Origin of the sequence: Pseudonocardia sp. UM4_GMWB1, from assembly GCF_017312155.1 — a bacterium.
Classification (GTDB): Bacteria; Actinomycetota; Actinomycetes; order Mycobacteriales; family Pseudonocardiaceae; genus Pseudonocardia; species Pseudonocardia alni.
Genome location: NZ_QJPN01000001.1, coordinates 1,200,940 through 1,226,297, shown reverse-complemented (window position 1 = coordinate 1,226,297; position 25,358 = coordinate 1,200,940). Strand labels below are relative to the sequence as shown.

The 25,358-nt window shown below is 71.9% G+C and carries 22 protein-coding genes; 4 read left to right on the top strand and 18 right to left on the bottom strand.

Annotation, left to right across the window (positions count from 1 at the left end; all coding sequences use genetic code 11):
* Positions 1-17: 17 nt before the first annotated feature.
* From DMP15_RS05970 to DMP15_RS05960, 3 genes are all read right to left on the bottom strand, one after another.
* Positions 18-845 (bottom strand): hypothetical protein, encoded by an 828-nt coding sequence (locus DMP15_RS05970; protein WP_337825526.1) that lies wholly within the window; start codon positions 843-845, stop codon positions 18-20.
* 112 nt (positions 846-957) lie between these two features.
* Complete coding sequence (gene htpX / locus DMP15_RS05965) at positions 958-1,818, bottom strand: zinc metalloprotease HtpX (RefSeq protein WP_073576528.1); 861 nt, start codon at positions 1,816-1,818, stop codon at positions 958-960.
* A gap of 97 nt (positions 1,819-1,915) precedes the next feature.
* Positions 1,916-2,419 carry a PaaI family thioesterase gene (locus DMP15_RS05960; protein ID WP_161152418.1) on the bottom strand — a complete coding sequence of 168 codons (504 nt, stop codon included), beginning with the start codon at positions 2,417-2,419 and terminating at the stop codon, positions 1,916-1,918.
* A 37-nt stretch (positions 2,420-2,456) separates the two neighbouring features.
* On the opposite strand from DMP15_RS05960, the gene DMP15_RS05955 reads away from it, so the two are divergent.
* The 3 genes from DMP15_RS05955 to DMP15_RS05945 all read left to right on the top strand — a co-directional run bounded on the left by DMP15_RS05955 (position 2,457) and on the right by DMP15_RS05945 (position 6,339).
* The gene (locus tag DMP15_RS05955; RefSeq protein WP_073576530.1) at positions 2,457-3,230 is read left to right on the top strand and encodes an enoyl-CoA hydratase; all 774 of its coding nucleotides are present in this window, start codon (positions 2,457-2,459) and stop codon (positions 3,228-3,230) included.
* A gap of 125 nt (positions 3,231-3,355) precedes the next feature.
* Complete coding sequence (locus DMP15_RS05950) at positions 3,356-5,287, top strand: 2-oxoacid:acceptor oxidoreductase subunit alpha (protein WP_073576531.1); 1,932 nt, start codon at positions 3,356-3,358, stop codon at positions 5,285-5,287.
* Positions 5,284-6,339, top strand: coding sequence for a 2-oxoacid:ferredoxin oxidoreductase subunit beta (locus tag DMP15_RS05945; protein ID WP_073576532.1), 1,056 nt, complete (start codon positions 5,284-5,286; stop codon positions 6,337-6,339). Before DMP15_RS05950 ends, DMP15_RS05945 begins: the two co-directional genes overlap by 4 nt.
* Before the next feature lie 77 nt (positions 6,340-6,416).
* Here the strand turns inward: DMP15_RS05945 and DMP15_RS05940 are convergent, their stop codons facing one another.
* Positions 6,417-7,613, bottom strand: a complete 1,197-nt coding sequence (locus DMP15_RS05940) for a sunset domain-containing protein (RefSeq protein ID WP_073576533.1) — start codon at positions 7,611-7,613, stop codon at positions 6,417-6,419.
* A 143-nt stretch (positions 7,614-7,756) separates the two neighbouring features.
* Here DMP15_RS05940 and rarD point away from each other — a divergent pair, with 143 nt between their 5' ends.
* Positions 7,757-8,698 (top strand): EamA family transporter RarD, encoded by a 942-nt coding sequence (gene rarD, locus DMP15_RS05935; RefSeq protein ID WP_179761778.1) that lies wholly within the window; start codon positions 7,757-7,759, stop codon positions 8,696-8,698.
* Here the strand turns inward: rarD and DMP15_RS05930 are convergent.
* The 14 genes from DMP15_RS05930 to DMP15_RS05865 are packed head-to-tail and all read right to left on the bottom strand — an operon-like array spanning position 8,674 to position 25,358.
* Positions 8,674-9,651 carry a polyprenyl synthetase family protein gene (locus DMP15_RS05930; RefSeq protein ID WP_073576877.1) on the bottom strand — a complete coding sequence of 326 codons (978 nt, stop codon included), beginning with the start codon at positions 9,649-9,651 and terminating at the stop codon, positions 8,674-8,676. The two genes, rarD and DMP15_RS05930, sit on opposite strands and share 25 nt — an antisense overlap.
* Before the next feature lie 48 nt (positions 9,652-9,699).
* Complete coding sequence (gene nuoN / locus DMP15_RS05925; protein WP_073576535.1) at positions 9,700-11,313, bottom strand: NADH-quinone oxidoreductase subunit NuoN; 1,614 nt, start codon at positions 11,311-11,313, stop codon at positions 9,700-9,702.
* Positions 11,310-12,965: an NADH-quinone oxidoreductase subunit M gene (locus DMP15_RS05920; protein WP_073576536.1), complete on the bottom strand. Its 1,656-nt coding sequence runs from the start codon at positions 12,963-12,965 to the stop codon at positions 11,310-11,312. Before DMP15_RS05920 ends, nuoN begins: the two co-directional genes overlap by 4 nt.
* Complete coding sequence (gene nuoL / locus DMP15_RS05915; RefSeq protein ID WP_202417482.1) at positions 12,962-14,914, bottom strand: NADH-quinone oxidoreductase subunit L; 1,953 nt, start codon at positions 14,912-14,914, stop codon at positions 12,962-12,964. Before nuoL ends, DMP15_RS05920 begins: the two co-directional genes overlap by 4 nt.
* Positions 14,915-14,921: 7 nt before the next feature.
* A complete protein-coding gene (nuoK, locus tag DMP15_RS05910; protein WP_060710483.1) occupies positions 14,922-15,221 on the bottom strand; it encodes an NADH-quinone oxidoreductase subunit NuoK in 300 nt (99 codons plus the stop codon).
* Positions 15,218-16,069 carry an NADH-quinone oxidoreductase subunit J gene (locus DMP15_RS05905; RefSeq protein WP_062397973.1) on the bottom strand — a complete coding sequence of 284 codons (852 nt, stop codon included), beginning with the start codon at positions 16,067-16,069 and terminating at the stop codon, positions 15,218-15,220. Before DMP15_RS05905 ends, nuoK begins: the two co-directional genes overlap by 4 nt.
* Positions 16,066-16,605, bottom strand: a complete 540-nt coding sequence (gene nuoI / locus DMP15_RS05900) for an NADH-quinone oxidoreductase subunit NuoI (protein WP_020623091.1) — start codon at positions 16,603-16,605, stop codon at positions 16,066-16,068. The genes DMP15_RS05905 and nuoI overlap by 4 nt, the downstream gene beginning before the upstream one ends.
* Complete coding sequence (gene nuoH / locus DMP15_RS05895) at positions 16,606-17,850, bottom strand: NADH-quinone oxidoreductase subunit NuoH (protein WP_073576878.1); 1,245 nt, start codon at positions 17,848-17,850, stop codon at positions 16,606-16,608. It lies immediately after the preceding gene.
* Between the two features lie 35 nt (positions 17,851-17,885).
* Entirely contained in the window at positions 17,886-20,327 is a 2,442-nt protein-coding gene (locus DMP15_RS05890; RefSeq protein ID WP_073576538.1) for an NADH-quinone oxidoreductase subunit G, read from the bottom strand.
* Positions 20,324-21,673 carry an NADH-quinone oxidoreductase subunit NuoF gene (gene nuoF / locus DMP15_RS05885; protein ID WP_073576539.1) on the bottom strand — a complete coding sequence of 450 codons (1,350 nt, stop codon included), beginning with the start codon at positions 21,671-21,673 and terminating at the stop codon, positions 20,324-20,326. Before nuoF ends, DMP15_RS05890 begins: the two co-directional genes overlap by 4 nt.
* Before the next feature lie 4 nt (positions 21,674-21,677).
* The gene (gene nuoE / locus DMP15_RS05880; RefSeq protein ID WP_073576540.1) at positions 21,678-22,445 is read right to left on the bottom strand and encodes an NADH-quinone oxidoreductase subunit NuoE; all 768 of its coding nucleotides are present in this window, start codon (positions 22,443-22,445) and stop codon (positions 21,678-21,680) included.
* A complete protein-coding gene (locus DMP15_RS05875; protein WP_073576541.1) occupies positions 22,442-23,797 on the bottom strand; it encodes an NADH-quinone oxidoreductase subunit D in 1,356 nt (451 codons plus the stop codon). The genes nuoE and DMP15_RS05875 overlap by 4 nt, the downstream gene beginning before the upstream one ends.
* Positions 23,794-24,654 (bottom strand): NADH-quinone oxidoreductase subunit C, encoded by an 861-nt coding sequence (locus DMP15_RS05870; RefSeq protein ID WP_374210206.1) that lies wholly within the window; start codon positions 24,652-24,654, stop codon positions 23,794-23,796. The genes DMP15_RS05875 and DMP15_RS05870 overlap by 4 nt, the downstream gene beginning before the upstream one ends.
* A complete protein-coding gene (locus tag DMP15_RS05865; protein WP_100878769.1) occupies positions 24,651-25,358 on the bottom strand; it encodes a NuoB/complex I 20 kDa subunit family protein in 708 nt (235 codons plus the stop codon). Before DMP15_RS05865 ends, DMP15_RS05870 begins: the two co-directional genes overlap by 4 nt.

Sequence of the window (25,358 nt, the reverse complement as noted above, 5' to 3'; positions counted from 1 at the left end):
GGATACAAGCAGATCGGTCAGGGAGTGGACACGGGGGCGGGCGCGGGCGCCGGCGACGCGTCCGACGTGCCGGTGACCCCGGCGACGACACCGAGGGCCAGGACGACCGCGGCCGCCGCGCCCAGGACGGCGGGCAGTACCGGTCGGGTGCGGGCCGGGAAGTCGGGCAGCCGGAAGCCACCGGAGGTCCGGGTACCGCCGCCCTCGGGCAGCGGGGCCGCGCGGAACGGCTCGGGGAGCCGCTGGACGGCCGGGGCCTGTGCTGCGGGTCCCGACGGGAATCGCGCGGGCCGGCGCTGCATCGCCGGGGGCCGGCCCTCCGCGGGGTGCCGGGGCGCCATCGGTCGGGACGGGTGTCGCGGGGCCGCCGCGGCGTACTGCCCGGGGACGTAGGCGCCCGGGGCCTGCCGGGACGGGCCGCCGACCGGCCGCTGCCGACCGGGACCGGCCGCGTCGCGGGGACGCGGGACGACGGGCAGCGCGGTGGTGGGCGCGTCGTCGGAGGACCCGCCGTCGGGCATCGTGTCCGGCGCGGCCGCCCGAGGGGCACGGGGCTGCGGCTCCGCGTCCGGGGTGGGCGCGACCGGTGTGTCCGTGTCGGCGTCCGGGGCGGAGGGGGCCGGGACGTCCGCATCGGCGGTCGGCGCGACCGGTGCGTCGGCGTCCGAGGACGACCGGGCCGTCGGCAGCGCGACCTGCTCCCCCGGGCCGGCCCAGGTGACCACGTCGTCCCCCGGACGCGCCGGTGACGGCACCTCGACCGGGCCGTCCTGGAGCGGCACCGACGGCGTCCCACCGGTGTCGGTGAGTGCGTGGCGGGGCTTCTGGGACGGGGTCTCGCTCATGGGTCCTCTTCCGCAGGGGGAGCTCTGCTCTGAGAGTTCCATCGCTCGCGGTACCCCGAACCGTTACGGAACAGCGACCCGGGGACACGCAACCACCCCCGGAACGGTCCGGTCAGCGGCGGGCCATCTGCTGGAGCCGCGCGATCCGGTCCTCGATCGGCGGATGGGTGGAGAACCACCTCGCCATCTTCTCCCCGGGCCGGAACGGGTTGGCGATCATCAGGTGCGACTGCGCGGTGAGCCGCGGGTCCGGGGGCAGCGGAGCGGCCGCGGTGCCGTACTTGAGCTTGTGCAGCGCCGAGGCCAGGCCCAGCGGGTCCCCGGTGAGCTCGGCACCCGACGCATCGGCCTGGTACTCCCGGGACCGGCTGACGGCCATCTGCACGACGCCGGCCGCGATCGGCCCCAGCATCGCGACCAGGATGATCGCGATCGGGTTCGGGCGGTCCTCGTCGCCGCCGCCGAAGATCGAGGCGAACATCGCGAAGTTCGCGAGGAACGACACCGCCGAGGCGAGCGCACCGGCGATCGAGGAGATCAGGATGTCGCGGTTGTAGACGTGGCTGAGCTCGTGGCCGATGACGGCGCGCAGCTCGCGCTCGTCGAGCAGGTGCAGCAGACCGGTGGTCACGCAGACCGCGGCGTGCCGCGGGTTGCGGCCCGTGGCGAACGCGTTCGGCGCGTCGGTCGGGCTGATGTGCAGCGACGGCATGGGCTGGCGGGCCCGCTGGCTCAGCTCGCGGACGATCCGGAACAGCTGCGGGTACTCGGCCTCGGTGATCGGCTGGGCGTGCATGGACCGCAGCGCCGTCTTCGCCGAGTTGAAGTAGGCCCACCCGTTCACCGCGAACGCGATGACGAGCGCGATGACCAGTCCGCCGCGCCCGCCCAGGACCCCGCCGATCGCGAGGATCAGGGCGCTCATCGCGCCGAGGAGGACGGCCGTCTTCAGACCGTTCATGTGGCTGTGCACGCCGGGGTCGCCTTTCCGTGCGGTCCTTCGGGGGTCATCCGGGTCAACGGACGAACCGGGCAGTGCGTTCCCGGGTGTGACCCGCCCCGACCGCGGCTCAGCGCGCGTGCCGCTCCCGGAAGCGGGTGCCCTCGGGGGCGTAGCGGCGGAAGTGGTCGAGCGTGACGCCGAGGAAGAGCGCCGTCGCCGACACCGCGACGGTGCCGTCCGGGGCGTCGAGCCTGCCCGTGCCGCGGACCCACAGCTTGCGCCCGTCGACCGACTCGATCACCGCGTCGAGGTGCAGCGTCGTGCCGAGCGGCACCGGCGCCCGGTAGCGGGTGGTCAGCTCCGCGGTCACGAAGTGGCCGTCGAGGTGGTGCTGGAGCGCGCCGAACAGCTCGTCCATCGCCGTGGCCAGTACGCCGCCGTGCGCCAGCCCGGGCGCGCCCTCGTGCGTGTCGGCGACGACGACCGCCCCCGTCACCCGGGCCCGCCCGTCGGAGTCGGGGCCGGGATCGGCGAAGCGCATCCGCAGCCCGCCGGGACCGTCACCGCAGGCGAAGCAGCCGGCGTGGTGGCGGGGCAGCTCGGCCCGCCCGGTCACCTGTGCACCCGTCACGTGCGGAAGGCTAACCCGGCGTGGAAGAGTCGGGCCCATGAACGACGGCGATGTCACGACAGAGGTCCGCACCGAGGTCACCGACGGTGTCGCGGTGCTCACCGTGTCCAACCCGGCACGACGCAACGCGCTGAACCTGGACCTCTCGCAGAAGCTCGTCGCCGCCGTCGAGGCCGCGAACGCCGACGACTCGGTCGGCGCGATCGTCGTCACCGGGCAGGCACCCGCCTTCTGCGCGGGCGGTGACCTCGCCGAGCTGCAGGAGGCCGACCCGGCGACGCTCAAGCGCGTCTACTCCGGATTCCTCGCCATCGCCTCGTCCCCGCTGCCGACCCTGGCCGCGGTCAACGGCGCCGCCGTCGGCGCCGGGATCAACCTGGCCCTGGCCTGCGACGTCCGGCTGGCCGGCCCGAGCGCGAGGTTCGACGTCCGCTTCATGCAGCTGGGCCTGCACCCCGGCGGCGGCTACACGTGGATGGCCCAGCGCGCTCTCGGCGCCCAGGGCACCGCGGCGATGACCCTGTTCGGCGACGTCCTCGACGCCCGCGAGGCCGAGCGCATCGGCCTGGCCTGGCGTGCCTACGACAGCGACGAGGACCTGATGGCCGGCGCCCGCGAGCTCGCGGGCCGGGCGGCCGCCGCACCGCGGGACCTGATCGTCACCACCAAGGCGACGATGCGGATCACCTCGCGGCTCGCCGCGCACGCCGACGCCACCGACGTCGAGGTCCGCGCGCAGGCCGAGACGGTGCACTCCGAGGCGTTCGCGGAACGTGTCGCCGCACTGCAGAAGAAGATCAGCAGGAAGTGACCGTCACCACGAACGTAACCCAGGTTATGTGACGTGGCTCCGGGTCTCCGGACAGGGGCCCGAACCGGGAGTTAACCTCGACGTATCGAGGCACATTTCGACGCCGAACTGGGGACCATCAGCCCATGACGACCAGCGACACCCCCGTCGAGGCACGCGACTCCGAGGTCGTCCAGCGCGACCGGGTGGTCATCCGGTTCGCCGGCGACTCCGGTGACGGCATGCAGCTGACCGGGGACCGCTTCACCTCCGAGACCGCGAACTTCGGCAACGACCTGTCGACACTGCCGAACTTCCCCGCGGAGATCCGGGCACCTGCCGGGACCCTGCCGGGCGTCTCGTCGTTCCAGCTGCACTTCGCGAACTACGACATCCTCACCCCCGGTGACCGCCCCGACGTGCTGGTCGCGATGAACCCGGCGGCACTGAAGGCCAATATCGGCGACCTTCCCCAGGGCGGGGTGCTGATCGTCAACACCGACGAGTTCACGAAGCGGAACCTGACCAAGGTCGGTTACGCGGCGAACCCGCTGGAGGACGGCTCGCTCGAGCCCTACGCGGTACACGGGGTCGCGATGGCGACCCTGACCCGCGGCGCCCTGGAGGAGACCGGGCTGTCGAAGAAGGACGCCGAGCGGGCGAAGAACATGTTCGCCCTGGGTCTGCTGTCCTGGATGTACCACCGCCCCAGCGAGTCGACCGAGCGGTTCCTGCGGGAGAAGTTCGCGAAGAAGCCCGACATCGCCGAGGCCAACATCCTGGCGTTCCGTGCGGGGCACGCCTACGGGGAGACGACCGAGGCGTTCGCGGTGACCTACGAGGTCGCGCCGGCCCGCCTGGCGCCGGGGACCTACCGGCAGATCACCGGGAACGTCGCACTGGCCTACGGGCTCATCGCCGCGGGGCGGACGACGAGCCTGCCGGTGTTCCTGGGGACCTACCCGATCACCCCGGCCTCGGACATCCTCCACGAGCTGTCCAAGCACAAGGCCTTCGGCGTGACCACGTTCCAGGCCGAGGACGAGATCTCCGGTGTCGGCGCCGCCCTCGGCGCAGCCTTCGGCGGGGCACTCGGCGTGACCACCACGTCGGGGCCGGGGATCGCGCTCAAGGCCGAGACCGTCGGCCTGGCCGTCGCCCTGGAACTGCCGCTGCTGGTCATCGACGTGCAGCGTGGTGGGCCCTCGACGGGGTTGCCGACCAAGACCGAGCAGGCCGACCTGCTCCAGGCCCTGCACGGGCGCAACGGGGAGGCGCCGCTGCCGGTGATCGCCCCCTGCACGCCGGGGGACTGCTTCATCGCCGCGGTCGAGGCCGCCGCGATCGCGGTCAAGTACCGCACCCCGGTCATGCTGCTCTCCGACGGGGCGCTGGCCAACGGCTCCGAGCCGTGGAAGATCCCCGACGTCGAGTCGTTGCCGACGGTGGACCCGGGGTTCGCGACCGAACCCAACGCCCCCGACGGGTCCGGCGAGTTCTGGCCGTATCTGCGTGACCCCGAGACCCTCGCCCGGCCGTGGGCGGTCCCGGGCACCGCCGGGCTGGAGCACCGGGTCGGTGGGCTGGAGAAGGCCGACGGACGCGGCTCGATCTCCTACGACCCCGACAACCACGACCGCATGGTCCGCCTGCGCCAGGCCAAGATCGACGGCATCGACGTCCCCGACCTCGTGGTCGACGACCCCGACGGCGACGCGGACTTCCTCGTCATCGGCTGGGGCTCGACCTACGGCCCGATCAACGCGGCGGCGCGGCGCGTGCGCAAGCTGGGCCACTCGGTCGCCACGGTGCACCTGCGCAACCTCAACCCGATGCCGGCCAACCTCGGCGAGATCCTGGGCGGCTACCGCACGGTGCTCTGCCCCGAGATGAACCTCGGTCAGCTCGCCATGCTGCTGCGCGCCGAGCACCTGGTCGACGTCAAGAGCTACACCAAGGTCGCCGGGCTCCCGTTCGGCGCCGAGGAGCTCCAGGACGTGTTCCTGGACTACCTCACCGGCAAGCACCCGGAGTCGGCGTCCGACATCGCCAACGAGACCACTGGAGCGCAGGCATGACCGCCACCGACCTGGGCCTGCCGTCCATCGGCGGCCTCGACGGCGTCCCGACCACGGACGCGAAGCAGACCGCGAAGGACTACACCTCCGACCAGGAGGTCCGCTGGTGCCCCGGCTGCGGCGACTACGCCGTCCTCGCCGCCGTCCGCCAGTTCCTCCCCACCCTGGGCATCAAGCGCGAGAACACCGTGTTCGTGTCCGGCATCGGCTGCAGCTCGCGATTCCCGTACTACCTCAACACCTACGGGATGCACTCCATCCACGGCCGCGCCCCGACCATCGCGACCGGTCTCGCGACCAGCCGCGAGGACCTCAGCGTCTGGGTCGTGACCGGCGACGGCGACGCGCTCTCCATCGGTGGCAACCACCTGATCCACGCGCTGCGCCGCAACGTCAACATCAAGATCCTGCTGTTCAACAACCGGATCTACGGGCTGACCAAGGGCCAGTACTCCCCGACCTCCGAGGTCGGGAAGGTCACCAAGTCCACCCCGATGGGATCACTGGACCACCCGTTCAACCCGATCTCGCTGGCCCTCGGGGCCGAGGCGAGCTTCGTCGGACGGGCCCTGGACTCCGACCGCAAGAGCCTCACCGCCGTGCTCCAGGCCGCCGCCGAGCACCGCGGCTCCGCCCTGGTCGAGATCTTCCAGGACTGCCCCATCTTCAACGACGGCAGCTTCGACGTGCTCCGCAAGGGCGACACCGACAACCGGCTCATCCCCGTCGTCCACGGTGAGCCGATCGTCTTCGGCGCCGAGGGCTCACACGCCGTGGTGCAGGACGGGTTCAAGCTCAAGGTCGTCGAGACCGCCTCGGTCGACGCCGCACAGATCGTCGTGCACGACGCCGCCGACCACGAGCTGGCCTTCGCCCTGTCCCGGCTCTCGGACCAGGACCTCACCCACACCGTCACCGGGGTCTTCCGCAACACCGACCGCACCACCTACGACGACGCCGCCCGCGCCCAGGTGCAGGCGGCCCGCGACGCCAAGCCCGACGCGGACCTGCAGGCCCTGCTCAACGGCCGCGACACCTGGACCATCGTCTAGGTCCCGGCCCGCGCCACACCGCGGCCCCGATACTCCGAGGAGTACCGGGGCCGTCGTGTGTCCGGAGGCGCTGGGGCTCAGCGGGCCCCGGGGCGTTCGTGCCAGGCGATGAACCCGGCCGCCCGCGCCGCGCCCTCCGCGGTGAAGTACAGGTCCGCGCGGGTGCGGACGTAGTACGGCGACTCGGGCGGGTGGAACCTCCGCGAACCGCTGTGCACCTTCACCCGGTGCGTCTCGGGCGGGTCGGCACCGTCGGTGGGGGCGAGCACCGAGTCCGGGTACGGCCCCGGACGCACCCCCGGGGGCAGCGGCGCGGACGCCGCGGACGGGCCGATGATCATGGAATCGAGCGCCGCCAGCGCTGAGCCACCGGCGTCCTGTCGCGGCCGCGACGGGATCGACAGCGGTGCGGGCGGGCCGTCGTCGACCGGCGCGGGGCCCGGCTCGGGCAGCGGGGCCGGTTCGACGTCGTCGCGCAGGGCGTGGCGGCCGGCCGGCTCGTCGTCCTCGGCCGGCCCGTCCGGCGGCGCAGGGTCGCTCTCGGGGCGCGGGAGGGGGACCGCGGGGGCCGTGGCCGCGTCCGCGGTCGTGGCGACGTCCGTGGTCGTGGCGACGTCCGTGGTCGTGGCGACGTCCGTGGTCGTGGCGACGTCCGTGGTCGTGGCGACGTCCGTGGTCGTGGCGGCGTCCGTGGTCGTGGCGGCACTGCTCGGCTCCAACGGGACCGGGACGGAGCCGGCAGCACCGTCATCCGCCGGACCGTCGTGGACCGCACCGTCCGCGGCTGCGCCGTCGTGGGACTCACCGTCCGCGGCTGCGCCGTCGTGGTCCGCACCGTCCTGGGACAGGGCAGCGACACCGTCGGTCGTGGTTCTGTCGTCGTCGCCCGGGCCGGTCCCGCCCGCGGTGACACCGTCCCCGTCGGCTCCGTCCCCGTCGGCACCGCGACTCGACGCCTCCGGACCGGACAGGTCCGGGGCCGTCGCCGTGACTCCGGTCGCGACGTCCGCCGAGGAGGGCGACGGTGCGACGTCCGGCGAGGGCGTGTGCGCCCCGGCCGCCGCGGCGGACGGGTCGACCGCCCCCGCGGTGTCGAACAGCCCCACGGTCCCGGGGTCGCGCCCCGGGCCCGGCCCGTCGGGCACCTCCGCCGTGTCGGGCGTCCCCGTGGCCTCCGGACCGCCCTCGACGGTCCCTCCGCGGCGACGGGACACCAGTACCCCCGCCGCCACCAGGACCACGAGCACCGCCAGCAGTACCCACATCCAGCCCATGCCGGACCTCCGTCCGCCCGGGACCGTCCCGGACCGCTGTCGCCGTGCTTGGTATCACGGATCGTGCCCGCCCCGCCGTCGTCTCGCGCGGGAGCCCACCCGTACCGGATCATCGTGCCCGTGACCGACCACCCGAAGCGACCATGACCACCGCTCGTTCCCCCGAACGAACCACACCCGAACGGAGTGAGCGGAACCCCGCCGGGCTCACCGCGGGCGTCGGCGCGTACGTCCTGTGGGGCCTGTTCCCGGCGTTCTGGCCGCTGCTGGACCCCGCGGCGCCGCTGGAGGTGCTCGCCCACCGCGTGCTGTGGACCGCGGTGCTGATGTCGCTGGTGCTGACCGTGCTCCGCGGCTGGGGCGACGTGCGCGGGCTCGGTGTCCGGGGATGGCTCGCGACCGCCGCCGCCGCGGTGTTCATCGCGGTGAACTGGGGCCTGTTCATCTGGGGCGTGTCGGTGGGGCTGATCGTCGAGTCCGCGCTCGGCTACTACATGACCCCGCTGGTCGGGGTGCTGTTCGGCGTCCTCGTCCTGCGGGAGCGGCTGCGGCCCGCGCAGTGGGTGGCGCTGGGGCTGGCGGCGACGGCCGTCGTCGTCATCGCCGTCGGGAACGGGACGGTGCCGTGGCTGTCGATGGCGCTGGCCTGCTCGTTCGGGATCTACGGACTGTTCAAGGCGACCGCGCCGCTGCCCGCCGCAGCCGGGCTGACCGCGGAGGGCCTCGTACTCGTCGTGCCGGCCGCGGTGTTCCTGGTCGTCGTGGCGCTCTCCGGCGGCGGCACGTTCACCGGGCACGGCCCGTGGCACCTGCTGCTCATGCTGTCCGCGGGCCCGGCGACGGCGCTGCCGCTGCTGCTCTACGGCTCCGCGGCGCGACGGCTGCCGCTGACGACCCTCGGGGTGCTGCTCTACATCAACCCCACACTGCAGTTCCTGTGGGGTGTGCTGGTGGTCGGCCAGCCGATGGCCCCGGCCCGCTGGGCCGGGTTCGCCCTCGTCTGGCTGGCGCTGGTGGTCTTCACCGTCGACCTGCTGCGACGGCGACGCCCACCGGCACCTCAGCCCACCCGCTCCACCGTGTAGTCGGTCAGCGTCCGCAGCGCCTCGATCGCCGGGCACGGCGGCAGCACCGCCAGCTCGGCGCGCGCCCGGTCGGCGTACCCGGCGACGGTCTCGCGGGCCTTGACCAGCGCGTCACCGGAGCGGAGCAGCTCCAGCGCCTCGGCCACCTCGTCGTCGCCGCTGATCGGAGCGGCCAGCAGCTGACGCAGCCTGCGCGCGTCGGCGGAGTCGTCGCCGTCGCGCAGGGCGTAGAGCATCGGCAGGGTGTGCACGCCCTCGCGCAGGTCGGTGCCGGGCGTCTTGCCCGAGTCGTCCGACGGCGACGCGATGTCGATGATGTCGTCGGAGATCTGGAACGCCGCCCCGATGACCTCGCCGAAGGTCCGCAGCGCCTCGACGTGCTCGGCGGGTGCGCCGGAGAACATGCCGCCGTAGCGGCCCGAGGTCGCGATGAGCGACCCGGTCTTCTCCGCGACCACCCGCAGGTAGTGCTGCACCGGGTCGTCGGACGCCTTGGGGCCGCGGGTCTCGCGCATCTGACCGGTCACGAGCAGCGCGAACGTCTCGGCGATGATCCGCACCGCGTCCGGCCCCAGGTCGGCGACCAGCCGCGACGCGTGCGCGAACAGGAAGTCCCCGGTCAGGATCGCGATCGAGTTGTCCCAGCGCGAGTTCGCGGACTCCGCGCCCCGCCGCATGGACGCCTCGTCCATCACGTCGTCGTGGTACAGCGTCGCCAGGTGGATCAGCTCCACCACGGCGGCCGCCGTGATCACCTCGTCGCGTTCGGGATGCGGTCCCACCTGCGCCGCGAGCAGCGTGAACAGCGGACGGAACCGCTTGCCCCCCGCGTCGATCAGGTGCAACGAGGTCTCGGTGACGAACTCGTAGTCGCTGTGCACCTCGCGGTGCAGCAGGTCCTCGACCCGCTTGAGCCCGTCAGCGGTGGCCTCGGCCAGGACCGGATCGGCCATCCGGATCCCGGCCACACTCTGTGTCTCCACCCCCACAGCCTACGAACGTCAGCCCGAGAACGCGCCGCTGGCGGCCCATTCGAGGACGGGTGTGGGAAGAATCCCGAGAACGAGGGTCGCCAGCGTGCCCAGGGTGATGGCCACGGTGGTGAACGCCCCGGGCACGACGACGGCCGGACCGTCCTCGGCGGGCTCCCGGAAGTACATGAGCACCACGATGCGCAGGTAGAAGAACGCGGCCACCGCGGACGCGACCAGCGCGATCACCACCAGCGGCACCATGCCGTCCGCCGACGCCGCCGAGAACACCGCGAACTTGGCGGTGAACCCGCTGGTCAGCGGGATGCCGGCGAGCGCGAGCAGCAGGAACGTCATGATCCCGGCGACGAGCGGCGACCGCTTCGCCAGGCCCGCCCAGGCCGCCAGGTCCGAGGCCTCGCCGTCACCGGTGCGGACCAGCGAGATGATCCCGAAGACCGCGACCGTCGTGAAGCCGTAGGCCAGCAGGTAGAACATCAGCCCGGACGTGCCCTGCGGCGTCAGCGCCATGGCGCCGAGCAGGATGAACCCGGCGTGCGCGATCGAGGAGTAGGCGATCATGCGCTTCACGTCGGTCTGGGTGAGCCCCAGCACCGCGCCGACAACCATCGAGACGACCGCGACCACCCACAGCACGCCGCGCCACTCCCAGACGGTGCTGCCGAAGCCGACGTAGAGCACCCGGGCGATCGCGCCGAACGCGGCGACCTTCGTGCAGGCCGCCATGAACGCCGTGACCGGCGTCGGGGCGCCCTGGTAGACGTCCGGGGTCCAGGTGTGGAACGGGGCGACCGAGCCCTTGAACAGCAGCCCCACCAGCAGCAGCGCCAGGCCCGCGAACAGCAGCGTGTCCGACGCCAGGGTGCCCGCGGCGGCCTGGGAGATCGCCGAGAGCCGCACCGAGCCCGCGTAGCCGTAGAGCAGCGCGATGCCGTAGAGGAAGAACGCCGAGCCGAATGCGCCGAGCAGGAAGTACTTGACCGCGGACTCCTGCGACAGCAGCCGGCGGCGCCGCGCCAGCCCGCACATCAGGTACAGCGGCAGCGACAGGACCTCGAGGGCGATGAACATCGTGAGCAGGTCGTTCGCCGCGACGAACGCCATCATGCCGCCGAGCGCGAACAGCACGAACGGGAACGGCTCGGTCTGCATCGTCGGTGTCTCGTCGGGTGCCCCGTAGGAGCGGTCGACGTGCTCGCCGCCGGCCGGGGTGGCAGGGCCGCCGCCGGAGCGGACCGCGGCCCGCTCGGCGGCCGAGGCCACGAACACCCCGCCCGGCTCCACCGACCGGTCCGCGATCAGCAGCAGGCTGGGGATCGCGAGGACGATCAGGGTGCCCCACAGGAACAGCGACGGCGCGTCCACCGACAGCGCGGTGCCGAAGGTCAGCACCGCCGCCGGGGACCCGAGCGCGTACCCGGCCAGCGCGACGAGCGCCGCGACCAGGGTCAGCCCGGTCAGCACGACCTGGACGGGCCAGCGCTGGTGCCGCGGGAGGAACGCCTCCAGCAGCACCGACACGCAGGCACCCGCGAACACGATCCACAGCGGCGCGGTGGCCGCCCAGTCGACCGCGGGCATCTCGATCGGAGCCACCTGGGCGGGGAGAACCAACGAGCTCATCGAGCGATCCCTCCAGCGACGACCGGGTCGGGCAGGCCGAGCTCGGTCATCGTCGCCGTCACCGACGGGTTGATCAGGTCGAGCACCGGGCCCGGGTAGAAGCCGAGCACCACGATCGCGACGATCAGCGGCACGAGCACGCCGATCTCGCGACCCGTGAGGTCGGGGAAGCCGGAGCCCTTGCGCTGCGCGGCGACCGCCGGGTCGATCATCGACCCCGGGCCACCCGCGCCGCCGCGCTCCAGTGCCGCCATGACCGCGGTGCCGCGCACCGGGCCCTGCATCGTGCGCTGGTAGAACCACAGCACGTAGAGCGCGGCGAAGATGATGCCGATCGTCGCTATCACGGTGAACACCGGCCGGTTCGGGAACGAGCCGACCAGCACCAGGAACTCCGAGACGAACGAGTTCGTGCCGGGCAGCGCCAGCGAGCTCATCCCGGCCAGCAGCAGACAGCCCGCCATCACCGGGGCGAGCTTCGCGACGCCGCCGTAGTCGGCGATCAGGCGCGAGCCGCCGCGGCTGATCAGCACGCCGACCATGACGAACAGCATGCCGGTCGAGAGACCGTGGTTGACCATGTAGAGCGTCGCGCCGGCGAAGGCCTGCGAGGAGAACGCGAACACCCCGAGCGCGATGAAGCCGAAGTGCGCCACCGAGGTGTAGGCGACGAACCGGCCCATGTCGGTCTGGGCGACCGCGAGCAGCGCGGCGTAGACGATCCCGGCGACGGCGAGCACCAGCACCAGCGGCGCCAGGGTCTGCGACGCCTGCGGGAACAGCGGCAGCAGGTAGCGCAGGAAGCCGTAGGTACCGACCTTGTCCAGCACGCCGACCAGCAGCACCGCGCCGACGATCGGGGCCTCGGCACCGGCGTCGGGCAGCCAGGTGTGGAACGGCACGAGCGGCGCCTTGATCGCGAACGCGACGAAGAAGCCGAGGAACAGCCAGATCTGGGTCGACTCCGGCACGCTCGACGCCATCGCCTGCAGGTCGGCCCAGGTGAACGTGCCCTGGCCCAGCTGCTGCTCGCTGACCACGAACAGCCCGATCAGCGACGCCAGCATGATGAGGCCGCCGAGCAGCGAGTACAGGAAGAACTTCACCGCCGCGTACTGCCGGCGCGGCCCGCCGAAGCGGCCGATCAGGAAGTACATCGGGACCAGCATGGCCTCGAAGAACACGTAGAACAGGAAGACGTCGGTGGCGGCGAAGACACCGACCAGCGTCGCCTGGGTCGCCAGCAGCAGCGCGAAGTATCCGGCGGCCGAGCGGCCCTCGGGCAGCTTCTCCGCCCACGCGAACAGCATCAGGCCGGGCACCAGGAACGCGGTGAGCCCGATCAGCGCCAGCGCGATGCCGTCGACGCCGAACGCGATGTGCGTACCGAACGCGGGGATCCAGGACATCGAGAACTCGAGCTGGAACCGGGCGCCGGCCTGCGCCGCGGGGATGGAGTAGAGCGCCCACGCGACGACGACGAGTACCAGCTCCAGCAGCGCCGTCGCCATCGCGACCGCCTTCGCGAGCCCGGTGTTGGCGCGCAGCGGGTACATGACCAGCGCGCCGACGACCGGCACCAGCAGCAGGACGATCAGGAAGGGGTTGCCCCCGGAGCCGGGGACGATGGGAGCCGTGTCCAGGGGGGTCATGAGACGAACCTCACCGCCAGCATCGCGGCGACGACGATGACCGCCCCGCCGAGCATCGAGAGTGCGTAGGACCGGACGAAGCCGGTCTGGAGCCGGCGCAGGCGGCTGGAACCGCCGCCGAACGCCGACGCGGTGCCGTTGACGGCCCCGTCGATCCCGCGGTCGTCGAACCAGGCGAGCGCCCGCGTGAGGACGATGCCGGGCCGCTCGATGAACGCCTCGTTGAAGGCGTTCGCGCCGAGGTCGGCACGGGCCGCGGCGACGACCGGCGACACCCGCTGCGGGCGCTCCACCGGCACCGGGGAGCGGCCGACGAACAGGTAGCCCGCCAGCACGCCGAGCAGCGAGACGCCGACGACCAGCCACGGGATCACCGCGTGCGGCAGGGCGCCGCCCTCGAGCTCGAGGCGCTCCCCCACGACCGGGGCGAGCCACTCCGGGACCATCCCGTAGAGCACGCCGCCGCCGAAGACGGAGCCGACGGCCAGCACGATCATCGGGACGGTCATCGTCGCCGGGGACTCGTGCGGGTGGTAGTCGCGGCCGTCGGTGGACTGCACCGTGCGCCAGCGCTCCGCACCGAAGAACGTCATGATCATCAGGCGGGTCATGTAGAAGGCGGTCAGACCGGCCGCGAGCGTCGCGAGCCCGCCGAACACCCAGCCCTGCCAGCCCTCCTGTGCGAACGCGGCCTCGATGATCGCGTCCTTGGAGAAGTAGCCGGACAGGAACGGGAAGCCGATCAGCGCGAGGTAGCCGAGGCCGAAGGTCACGAAGGTGACCGGCATCTTCCGCCACAGGCCGCCGAAGCGGCGCATGTCGACGTCGTCGTTCATGGCGTGCATGACCGAACCGGCGCCGAGGAAGAGCCCGGCCTTGAAGAAGCCGTGCGTCAGCAGGTGCAGGATGCCCAGCGCGTAGCCGGCCGGCCCGAGCCCGACGGCGAGGATCATGTAGCCGATCTGGCTGACCGTGGAGTAGGCCAGGACCTTCTTGATGTCGTCGTAGGCGCAGCCGATGATCGCGCCGATCATCAGCGTGATGACACCGATGAGCGCGACGACCAGCCGTCCGGTCTCGGACAGGTTGTAGATCGGCGACGCCCGGGCGATGAGGTAGACGCCCGCGGTGACCATCGTGGCCGCGTGGATGAGGGCCGAGACCGGGGTCGGGCCCTCCATCGCGTCCGGGAGCCAGGACTGCAGGGGGAACTGGCCGGACTTGCCGCAGGCGCCGAGCAGGAGCAGCAGCGTGATCGCGAGGACCGTGCCGCCGCCGACCTCGCCGATGCGGGCGAAGACCTCGGTGTACTGCAGGGTCCCGAGCTCCAGCCAGAGCAGGAAGATCGCGATCGCCAGGCCGACGTCGCCGACCCGGTTCATCAGGAAGGCCTTCTTCGCCGCCGTCGCCGCGGAGGGCCGGTCCTGGTAGAAGCCGATCAGCAGGTACGACGCCAGACCGACGCCCTCCCAGCCGAGGTAGAGCATCACGAAGTTGTTGCCGAGGACCAGCACCAGCATCGCGGCGACGAACAGGTTCAGCTGCGCGAAGAACCGCCGCCGGTTCGGGTCGTGGCTCATGTAGCCGACCGAGTAGAGGTGGATGAGCGCCCCGACCCCGGTGATCAGCAGTACGAACGTCAGCGACAGCGTGTCGATCCGGAGCCCGAAGTCGACCTCCAGCGCGCCGGAGGACATCCAGGACCACAGCGACTGCTCGCGCAGCCGCTCGTCGGCGGGCAGACCGAGGGTCTGCAGGAATATCGTCACACCGACGACGAACGCGCCGACGACGGTCGCGACGCCGAGCCAGTGGCCCCAGGCGTCGGCCCGCCGTCCGGCGAGGAAGAGCACGAGTGCACCGGCCGCGGGGAGCGCGATCAGCAACCAGGCCAGCGAGGCGGCGCCGGTCGCCTGCGGGGCGGCCTGTGCGAGAAGGACGGTCACCAGCGCGCTCCTAGTACTTCAAGAGGTTCGCGTCGTCCACCGACGACGACTGGCGGGTGCGGAAGATCGCCGTGATGATCGCGAGCCCGACGACGACCTCACAGGCCGCGACGACCATCACGAACAGGGCCATCACCTGGCCGTCGAGGTTGCCGTTGATGCGCGAGAACGTGACCAGGGTCAGGTTCACCGCGTTCAGCATGAGCTCGATGCACATGAACACGACCACGGCGTTGCGCCGCACCAGGACGCCGACGGCGCCGATGGTGAACAGCAGCGCCGAGAGCAGCAGGTAGTACTCGGGCCTCATCGGTGCTCCCCGGTGTCGGCGGCCTCACCGGAGGCGGCGGTCCGGTCGGGTGCGGGGCGGCCGGTCAGCGCGTGCGCGTCCGGGGTCGTCGTGTCCGGCACGTCGACCGCGACCGACTCGATGATCTCCGACAGCGACTCCGGGGCGATCGAGCCGTCGGGCAGGATCGCCGGGACCGCGACCGAGTTCGCCGTCGCGTAGACGCCGGGGCCGGGCAGCGGGGAGATGCGGGCGTGCTCGCCGCGCAGCCGCTTCAGCACCGTCGCGCGCTGGCCGATCTTGGTGTGCTGGCTGCTCTGCGAGCCGGACAGCACCATCGCGCCGAGCGCGGCGACCATCAGCAGGGCCGCGGTCAGCTCGAACGCCAGCAGGTAGTCGGTGAAGATCAGCCGGCCGAGGCCGGGGACGTTGCCGTTCCACCCGAGCCCGCCCTGCGCCAGCCCCGCGGGGGTGACGCTGGTCAGGCCGCGGGCCAGCCCGCCGACCAGCAGCGCGGCCAGAGCGACGCCGAACACCAGCGCTGCGGCCCGCTGCCCGCGCAGGACCTCGATCACCGAGTCCTTGGAGTCCCGTCCGACCAGCATGAGGACGAACAGGAACAGCATCATCACGGCACCGGTGTAGACGATGATCTGCACGAACCCGAGGAACGGGGCGGACTGCACCAGGTACAGCACCGCGATCGAGAACATCGTCAGGACCAGCAGCAGCGCGGCGTGCACCGCGTGCCGGGCGAAGACCAGGCCGAGCGCACCGGCCAGCGCCACCGGTCCGAGGATCCAGAACGCGACCGCCTCGCCGGTGCTCACCTCCCCGGCCGCCTGGGCCAGGACCGCGGCCGTGGTCATCGCGCCTGCTCCTTGGTCTGGTCCTGGGCGGACACCTTCGCGAGCGTCGGACCGGAGACGTAGTAGTCCTGCTCGTCCTCGCCCAGGCGCATCGGGTGCGGCGGCTGCTCCATGCCCGGCAGCAGCGGGGCCATCAGCTGCTCCTTGGTGTAGATGAGGTCCTGCCGGTTGTCGTCGGCCAGCTCGTAGAAGTTCGTCATCGTGAGCGAGCGCGTCGGGCAGGCCTCGATGCACAGGCCGCAGCCGATGCACCGCAGGTAGTTGATCTGGTAGATCGCGCCGTAGCGTTCACCGGGCGAGTACCGCGCCTCCTCGGTGTTGTCCCCGCCCTCGACGTAGATGGCGTCGGCCGGGCAGGCCCAGGCGCACAGCTCGCAGCCGACGCACTTCTCCAGCCCGTCCGGGTGCCGGTTGAGCTGGTGGCGCCCGTGGTAGCGCGGCGCGGCGGGCGGGAAGTCCTCGGGGTACTCCTCGGTGACGACCTTCTTGAACATCGTCGAGAAGGTGACGCCGAATCCCTTGAAGAAGTCGAACATCTAGCGCGCGTCCTTTCCGGCCGTGACGGCCTTCCGACGCTTCGGGGGTGAGTCGGGGACCACCAGGTCCAGCGGCGGCACCGGATAGTCCGACGCCGGCTCGACCGGTGGCGCCTCGGTCTGCCGGTCGGGCAGCAGGAACGCCACCGCGAGCACGACGGCGAGCGCGAAGCCGATCAGCGACAGCAGCAGCACGTAGTTGTCCGAGCCGGTGTTCACGAACGCCCGGATGCCGAAGATCGCGACGATCCAGACCAGCATGACCGGGACCAGGACCTTCCAGCCCAGCTTCATGAACTGGTCGTAGCGGAACCGCGGCAGCGTCCCGCGCAGCCAGATGAACACGAACAGGAACAGCAGCACCTTGATGATGAAGGCGACGAACTGCAGCCAGCCGTACTCGTTGAGGAAGCTCAGCGGCCACGGCCACATGCCGCCGCCGAGGAACAGCGTCACCGCCATCGCCGAGACGGTCACCATGTTCACGTACTCGGCGAGGAAGAACAGCGCGAACTTCAGCGACGAGTACTCGGTGTGGAAGCCGCCGACCAGCTCCGACTCGGCCTCGGGGAGGTCGAACGGGGCCCGGTTGGTCTCGCCGACCATCGCGATCACGAAGACCACGAAGCTCGGCAGCAGGAGCCAGAAGTACCAGCCCGACGCCTGCGCCCCGACGATCGTCGCGGTGGACAGCGAGCCGGAGTAGAGGACGACGCCGACGACGGCCAGGCCCAGCGCGATCTCGTAGGAGATGACCTGGGCGGCCGAGCGCAGCGCGCCGAGCAGCGAGTACGGCGAGCCCGAAGCCCAGCCGCCGAGCACGATGCCGTAGACGCCGATCGAGGAGCAGGCCAGCACGACGAGCACGCCGACCGGGACGTCGACGAGCTGGAGCGCCGTCTGCTCGCCGAAGATCGTGACCTCGCCGCCGAACGGGATGACGGAGAAGGCGACGAACGCCGGGATCGTCGAGATGACAGGGGCGATGAAGTAGACCTTCTTGTCGGCCATCGCCGGCATGATGTCTTCCTTGAACGCCAGCTTCAGACCGTCGGCGAGGCTCTGCAGCCAGCCGCCGGGGCCGGTCCGGTTCGGGCCCGGACGGTGCTGCATCCGGCCGACGACCTTGCGCTCCCAGTTGATCATGAACAGGGTCAGCACGACACCGAGCGCGAACAGCCCGACGACCTTGATCAGAATCAGCCAGATCGGGTCGTCGGCGAGCAGCGCCTGGGTGTGCGTCAGCTGGTCCACCGGGGTGGGCGGGACCTGGGACAGGTTCACGACGCGCTTCCGTTCCCGGCCGGACCGACCGTCACGAGGTCACCGTGGCCCACTCCGAGTGTGGGGCGGACGTGCGAGCCGGGCGAGCAGGTCGGCAGCCAGACGACGCCGTCGGGCAGGTCGGTCAGCGCGACCGGCAGGGTGATCGCCCCGCGGTCGGTGCGGACCGTCGCGTCGGCGCCCTCGACCAGCGCGAGCCGCTCCGCGGTGGCCGCGTTGACCTTGACGTAGGGCCGCCGTGCCGTGCCGGCGAGCGCGGGCTCGTCGATCTGGAGGCTGCCGTCGTCGATCATCTGGCGCGAGGTGGCGAGGACCGCCTGGCCGTAGCCGGGACGCCGGGCCCGGCCCGCCGTGTGGTCCGGTGCGACGCCGCCGGCGCGACGCGAGCCGAGCCGCTCCAGCTCCCCGGCCGCGGCGGCCGGGGTCTGGGTGAACAGGTCCGCGTCCATCTCGACGCCGAGGGTGTCGAGCACCCGGCAGTCCGGGAGCACGCCGGTCGCGTCGAGCGCGACGCCGAACTCGCGGCGGCGGCCCTCCCAGTTGACGTAGGCGCCGGAGCGCTGGGCGTCCGGGGCGACCGGGAGCACGACGTCGGCGAGCTCGGTGACCGCCGAGGTGTGGATCTCCAGGCTGACCAGGAACCCCACCTCCCGCAGCGCGGTGATCGCCGCGGTCGGGTCGGCCATGTCCTGCGGGTCGACCCCGCCCACGACCAGTGCGGCCAGCTCGCCGGACGCGGCGGCGGCGAGGATCGCGTCGCCGTCGCGGCCCGGGGCGGCCGGGACGGGGGCGCCCCAGACCTGCTCGAGCTCGGCGCGGGCGGCGGCATCGGTGACGAGCCGGCCGCCGGGCAGCAGGGTGGGCAGCGCGCCCGCCTCGACAGCACCGCGGTCCCCGGCCCGGCGCGGCAGCCAGCCGATCGCCGCACCGGTGCGGGCGGCGAGCGCGGACACCGCCGAGTACAGGCCCGGCGACTCCGCGGCCCGGTCCCCCACCAGGATCACCGCGCCCGGCTGCTCCAGCGCGGCGACGACGTCGGCGCCCGGGTCGGCGACGACCGCGGCCTCCGCACCGGGCACCGCGTGCAGCACGGTGGCGCCGGTCTTCTCGGCGCCGTAGCTGGTGAACGGGCCGACCTGGAAGTGGCGCAGCCCGCGCTTCCGGTACGCCTTGCGCAGACGGAGGAAGACGATGCCCGACTCCTCCTCGGGGTCGGTGCCGGCGGTGAGCACCGCCGGGGCGTTCTCGACCCGCTCGAACGTCACCGAGTCCTCGACCGTCCCGCCGGCGACGTGCGCGGCGAGGAACTCCAGCTCCTCCCCCGAGTGCGGGCGGGCTCGGAAGTCGATGTCGTTGGTGCCGGCGACGACGCGGGCGAACTTGGCGTAGGCGTAGGCGTCCTCGACGGTCAGCCGTCCCCCGGGCAGGACGCCGATACCGCCTCCGGCACGGGCCGCGAGCAGCCCGTCCGCGGCGACCTGCAGCGCCTCGGTCCAGGAGACCTCCTCCAGCGTGCCGTCCGCGCGCCGGACCAGCGGCCGCGTGATGCGGCCCTGGCTACCGGTGTAGCGGAACGCGAACCGGCCCTTGTCGCAGAGCCACTCCTCGTTGACCTCCGGGTCGTTGCCGGCGAGCCGGCGCAGCACGGTCCCGCGACGGGAGTCGGTACGCGAGGCGCAGCCGGAGCTGCAGTGTTCGCACACGCCCGGGGTCGAGCGCAGGTCGAACGGGCGCGACCGGAACCGGTACGCGGCGCTGGTCAGTGCGCCGACCGGACAGATCTGGATCGTGTTGCCGGAGAAGTAGGACTGGAACGGCTGGTCCTCGGCGATCCCGATCTGCTGGTTCGCGCCGCGTTCGAGCAGATCGATGAACGGGTCCCCGGCGATCTCCTCGGAGAACCGGGTGCAGCGCTGGCAGAGCACGCAGCGCTCGCGGTCGAGCAGCACCTGGCTGGAGATCGGCAGCGGCTTCGGGAAGGTGCGCTTGGTCTCGACGAAGCGGGAGTCCGACCGGCCGTGCGCCATCGCCTGGTTCTGCAGCGGGCACTCGCCGCCCTTGTCGCAGATCGGGCAGTCCAGCGGGTGATTGATGAGCAGCAGCTCCATGACACCCTGCTGCGCCTTGTCGGCCCGCTCGGAGGTGTGCTGGGTCTTCACCACCATCCCGTCGGCGACGGTCATGGTGCAGCTGGCCTGCGGCTTCGGCATCGGCCGGCCGCCCATCTCCACCTCGACCAGGCACTGGCGGCAGGCGCCCGCCGGGTCGAGGAGCGGGTGGTCGCAGAACCGCGGGATCACGATGCCGAGGCGCTCGCAGGTGCGGATCAGCAGCTCGCCCTTGGGGGCGTCGACGACCTGGCCGTCGATGGTGAGGCGGACGTGCCCCTCGGGGACGGGTGTGTCCTCGGTGGCGTTCCGCTCCGGTGTGAGGGTCATGCGCTCGCTCCGGTGAGTGCGGCCAGCTGCTCCGGGCGCTCGACGTCCGGCTGGTCGGCGATCAGGTCCAGGAACTCCTGGCGGAAGTACTTCACGGCGCTGGTGATCGGGCTCGTCGCGCCGTCGCCGAGGGCGCAGAAGGAACGGCCGAGGATGTTGTCGCAGACGTCGACCAGGGTGTCGATGTCGGTCGAGGTGCCCTCGCCGCGCACCATCCGCTGCAGCACCTGGACCAGCCAGTACGTGCCCTCGCGGCACGGGGTGCACTTGCCGCAGCTCTCGTGCTTGTAGAACTCGGTCCACTTCATGACCGCCCACGGCACCGAGACGGTCTCGTTGAAGACCTGCACCGCGGTCGTCCCCAGCATGGAGCCGGCCTCGGCCGCGCCCTCGAAGTCCAGCGGGACGTCGAGGTGCTCGGCGGTGAACAGCGGTGTCGACGAGCCGCCCGGGGTCCAGAACTTCAGCGGGATCCCGTCCTTCATCCCGCCGGCGAGCTCCAGGAGCTCCCGCAGCGTGATGCCCAGCGGCGCCTCGTACTGGCCGGGACGCTCGACGTGCCCGGAGACCGAGTAGATCTTCGGGCCGGGCGACTTCTCGCGCCCCATCGAGCGGAACCAGGCCGCCCCGCCGTTGACGATGGCGGGGACGCTGGCGATGGTCTCGACGTTGTTGACGACCGTCGGGCAGGCGTAGAGCCCGGCGGTCGCCGGGAACGGCGGCTTGAGCCGGGGTTGACCGCGACGGCCCTCGAGCGAGTCGAGCAGCGCCGTCTCCTCGCCACAGATGTAGGCGCCCGCACCGGCGTGCACCACGATCTCCAGGTCGAACCCGGAGCCGAGGATGTCGCGGCCGAGGTAGCCCTTCGCCTTCGCCTCGCGGACGGCGGCGCGCAGCCTGCGGATGCAGTGCAGCGCCTCGCCGCGGACGTAGATCGCGCAGAAGTTGGCGCGGATCGCGTAGCTGGTGACGATGCAGCCCTCGATGAGCGCGTGCGGGTCGGCCATCATCGTCGGGATGTCCTTGCAGGTACCCGGCTCGCCCTCGTCGGCGTTGATGACCAGGTACTTCGGCTTCGCGCCGGGGCCCGTGCCGCTGCCGTCGTCCTGCGGGATGAACCCCCACTTCATGCCGGTGGGGAACCCGGCACCGCCGCGACCGCGCAGCCCGGAGTCCTTCACCAGCTGGATGAGCTGGTCGGGGTGGGCGGCGAACGCGGTACGCAGGGAGGTGTAGCCCTCCAGCTGCTCGTAGGTGTCGATCGACCAGGACCGCGGCGACAGCCAGCGCCTGGTCAGGACGGGCGTGATCGGGTCCGGCTTGCGCACAGGCTCTGTGGTGCTCATGCGATCACTTCTTCTCCGGTAGCGCGGGCATCGCCGGTGGCTCGTCGGGCAGCGCCGGGGCGGTCCAGCCGTTCTCCTGCGCCATCCGGGCCCCACGCACCGACTCGATCGCACCGGACGGGCCCTCGACGCGGGCGGTCGTGTCGACGCCTCCGGCGTCGTCGGTGAACCCGGCCAGCTCCAACTCGACGGTCCGCAGATCGGTCAGCGGCGCCCCGCGGGTCGGCTGCGGGCGCTCGCCGCGACGCAGGGCGTCGACGAGTTCCACTGCGGACTCGACGGTCTGGTTGTCGAAGTACTCGTAGTTGACCTGCAGCACCGGGGCGAGGTCGCAGGCCGCGAGGCACTCGGCGTGCTCGAGGGTGACCGAGCCGGTGCTGCCGGGCTCCCCCGCCGTCTCCTCGTGGCCCAGCGGACGGTCCTCGGTACCCAGCTGCGTGCGTAGGCGGGCGTAGATGTCGTCGCCGCCCAGCGCCGCGCACAGCGTGTTGGTGCACACGCTGACCAGGTGCTCACCGCACGGGGTGCGCTTGTACATCGTGTAGAACGTCGCGACCGCCGACACCTCGGCGGTGGTCAGCTCCAGCGCCTCCGCGCAGTAGCGGATGCCGTCGGGGCTGACGTACCCCTCGACCGACTGGACCAGGTGCAGCAGCGGCAGCAGCGCCGACCGGGGCTCCGGGTAGAGGGAGATGATCTCCGTGGTGCGCTGCCGGGTCAGCTCGTCGAACACCGGCGAGACGGGGCTCTTCTCCTGCGGGGGGACCGTCATCGGTCGCAACCTCCCATCACGGGATCGATCGAGGCGACGGCCGCGATGACGTCGGCGACCTGGCCGCCCTCGCTCATCGCGGGCATCGTCTGCAGGTTCACGAAGCTGGGGTCCCGGACGTGGATGCGGACCGGGCGGGTGCCGCCGTCGGACACGGCGTGCACCGCGAGCTCGCCGCGCGGGGACTCGACGGCCGCGTAGGCCTGCCCCGGCGGGACGTGGAAACCCTCGGTGACCAGCTTGAAGTGGTGGATCAGCGACTCCATCGACTGACCCATGATCTTGCGGACGTGCTCGAGGGTGTTGCCCATGCCGTCGCTGCCGACCGACAGCTGCGCCGGCCAGGCGACCTTCGGGTCGTCGACCATGACGCGGCCCGGGCCGAGCTCGTCGAGCTTCGTCACCGCCTGCTCCATGATCTTGAGCGACTCGTGGATCTCGGCGACGCGCATCCGGTAGCGGGCGAAGCAGTCGGCCTCGGTGGCCGTCGGGACCTCGAAGTCGTACTGGTCGTAGACCGAGTACGGCATGTGCTTGCGCAGGTCCCAGGCCAGACCCGCCGAGCGCAGGATCGGGCCGGACGCGCCGAGGGCCAGGCAGCCGTCGACGGGCAGGTAGCCGACGCCCTCCAGGCGCTGGCGCCAGATCGGCTGCCCGGTGAGCAGCCGGTCGTAGTCCGGCAGCCGGGAGTTCATGACCTTCAGGAAGTCGCGGACCTTGTCCTGCCAGCCCTCGGGCATGTCCTGGGCGAGGCCGCCGGGCCGGATGAACGCGTGGTTCATCCGCAGGCCGGTGAGGAACTCCAGTAGGTGGAGCACCTCCTCGCGCTCGCGGAAGCCGGAGGTCATGCCGGTCAGTGCGCCCAGCTCCATGCCGCCGGTCGCCAGCGCGACCAGGTGCGAGCCGATCCGGTTCAGCTCCCAGAGCAGCACCCGCAGGTGCTCGGCCCGCTGCGGGACCTCGACGCCCAGCAGCTTCTCGACGGCCATGCAGTAGGCGCCCTCGTTGAACAGCGGGGCCAGGTAGTCCGCGCGGGTCACGAAGGTGACGCCCTGGGTCCAGGTCCGGTACTCGCAGTTCTTCTCGATACCGGTGTGCAGGTAGCCGATGACCGCGCGGCCCTGGGTGACGGTCTCGCCCTCCAGCTCCAGGACCAGGCGCAGCACCCCGTGCGTCGACGGGTGCTGCGGGCCCATGTTGATGACGATGCGGTCGTCGTGCTCGACCTCGAGCAGGTCGTCCCAGTCGCCGCCGGTGACGGTGTAGACCGTGCCCTCGGTGGTCTCCCGGCCGGGCGCGGCGTACGGGTCGGCGGTGGCGTCGGCGGTGGTGGGGTCGGCGTCAGTCGTCACGAGTAGGCCCTCCGCTCATCGGGCGGGGGGATCTCCGCGCCCTTGTACTCCACGGGGATGCCGCCCAGCGGGTAGCTCTTGCGCTGGGGGTGGCCGTCCCAGTCGTCCGGCATGAGGATCCGGGTCAGCGCCGGGTGGCCGTCGAAGACGACGCCGTACATGTCCCAGGTCTCGCGCTCGTGCCAGTCGGCCGTCGGGTAGACGTCGACGACGCTCATGACGTGCGGGTTCTCGATGTCGAGCGCGACCTCCAGGCGCACCCGGCGCCGATAGGTCATCGACAGCAGGTGGTAGACGACGTGCAGCGGCCGGTCGACCGGAGCGCCGTCCGGCGCCGAGTAGTCCACACCGGACACGCCGGAGCAGAACTCGAAGCGCAGGCCCGGGTCGTCGCGCAGGGTGCGGGCGACCTCGTGCAGGCGGGCGGGCTCGACGTAGAGGGTCATCTCGTCGCGGTCGATCGTGACCTGCTCGATCGCAGCGCGCGGGATGCCGCGCTCGTCGAGGGCCGCGCCGAGCTCGTCGGCGAACTCGTCGAACCAGCCGCCGAAGGGCCGCTCGGCCGGGGCCGGGGCCCAGCCCTGCAGGCGCAGGCCGCCGTAGCCGGAGGTGTCGCCGGAGCCGCGGACGCCGAACATGCCCGAGCGCGTACGGGTCTCGGTCATCCTCTGCGCGGGGCGGGCGCCGCCCAACGCGTCGGAGGGGGTGGCCGCGTCCCCGGGAGCGGCCAGGTCGCCGGGGGCCTCGCCGCCCGCCATCCGCTGCTCCTCGGCAGCGGCGCCGCTCTCCTGCGACGACGAGTGCGCACCGCCGGTGGGCTCGGACCCGTCCTTGGAGGTGCCGGTCGGCTCGGTCACTTCGCGTCACCTCCGCGGGCCGCGTCGGCCAGCGACGGCAGCTCCAGGGTCTCCCCCGGCGCGAGCGCGTTCGGGGCCGGCCTGGGCTGCGAGCCCGGCTCCAGGTAGTTCGGTACGTCGGGGGTGTGCGTGGTCTTCAGCGCACCGAGCTGCTTGTGCTTCGGCGCGTACTTGACCGACGACGGCACCATCGGCGTGCGGTACCCGGACTCGGCGAGCTCGGCGGCCCGCTTCGGGCCGAGCGGCTCGTCCATGATCTTGGCGTGGATCTTCAGGATCGCGTCGATCAGCATCTCCGGCCGCGGCGGGCAGCCGGGCAGGTACATGTCGACCGGGACGACGTGGTCCACGCCCTGGACGATCGCGTAGTTGTTGAACATGCCGCCGGAGCTGGCGCACACGCCCATCGCGAGCACCCAGCGCGGCTCGGGCATCTGGTCGTAGATCTGGCGCAGGACCGGCGCCATCTTGTTGCTCACGCGGCCCGCGACGATCATCAGGTCCGCCTGGCGCGGCGAGGCCCGGAAGACCTCCATGCCGAACCGGGCGAGGTCGTAGCGCGGGGCGCCGGTGGTCATCATCTCGATGGCGCAGCAGGCCAGGCCGAACGTGGCAGGCCAGAGCGACGACTTCCGGGTCCAGTTGACCAGTTTCTCCACATTGGTCAGCAGGACGCCGCTGGGCAGGTTCTCCTCGAGTCCCAT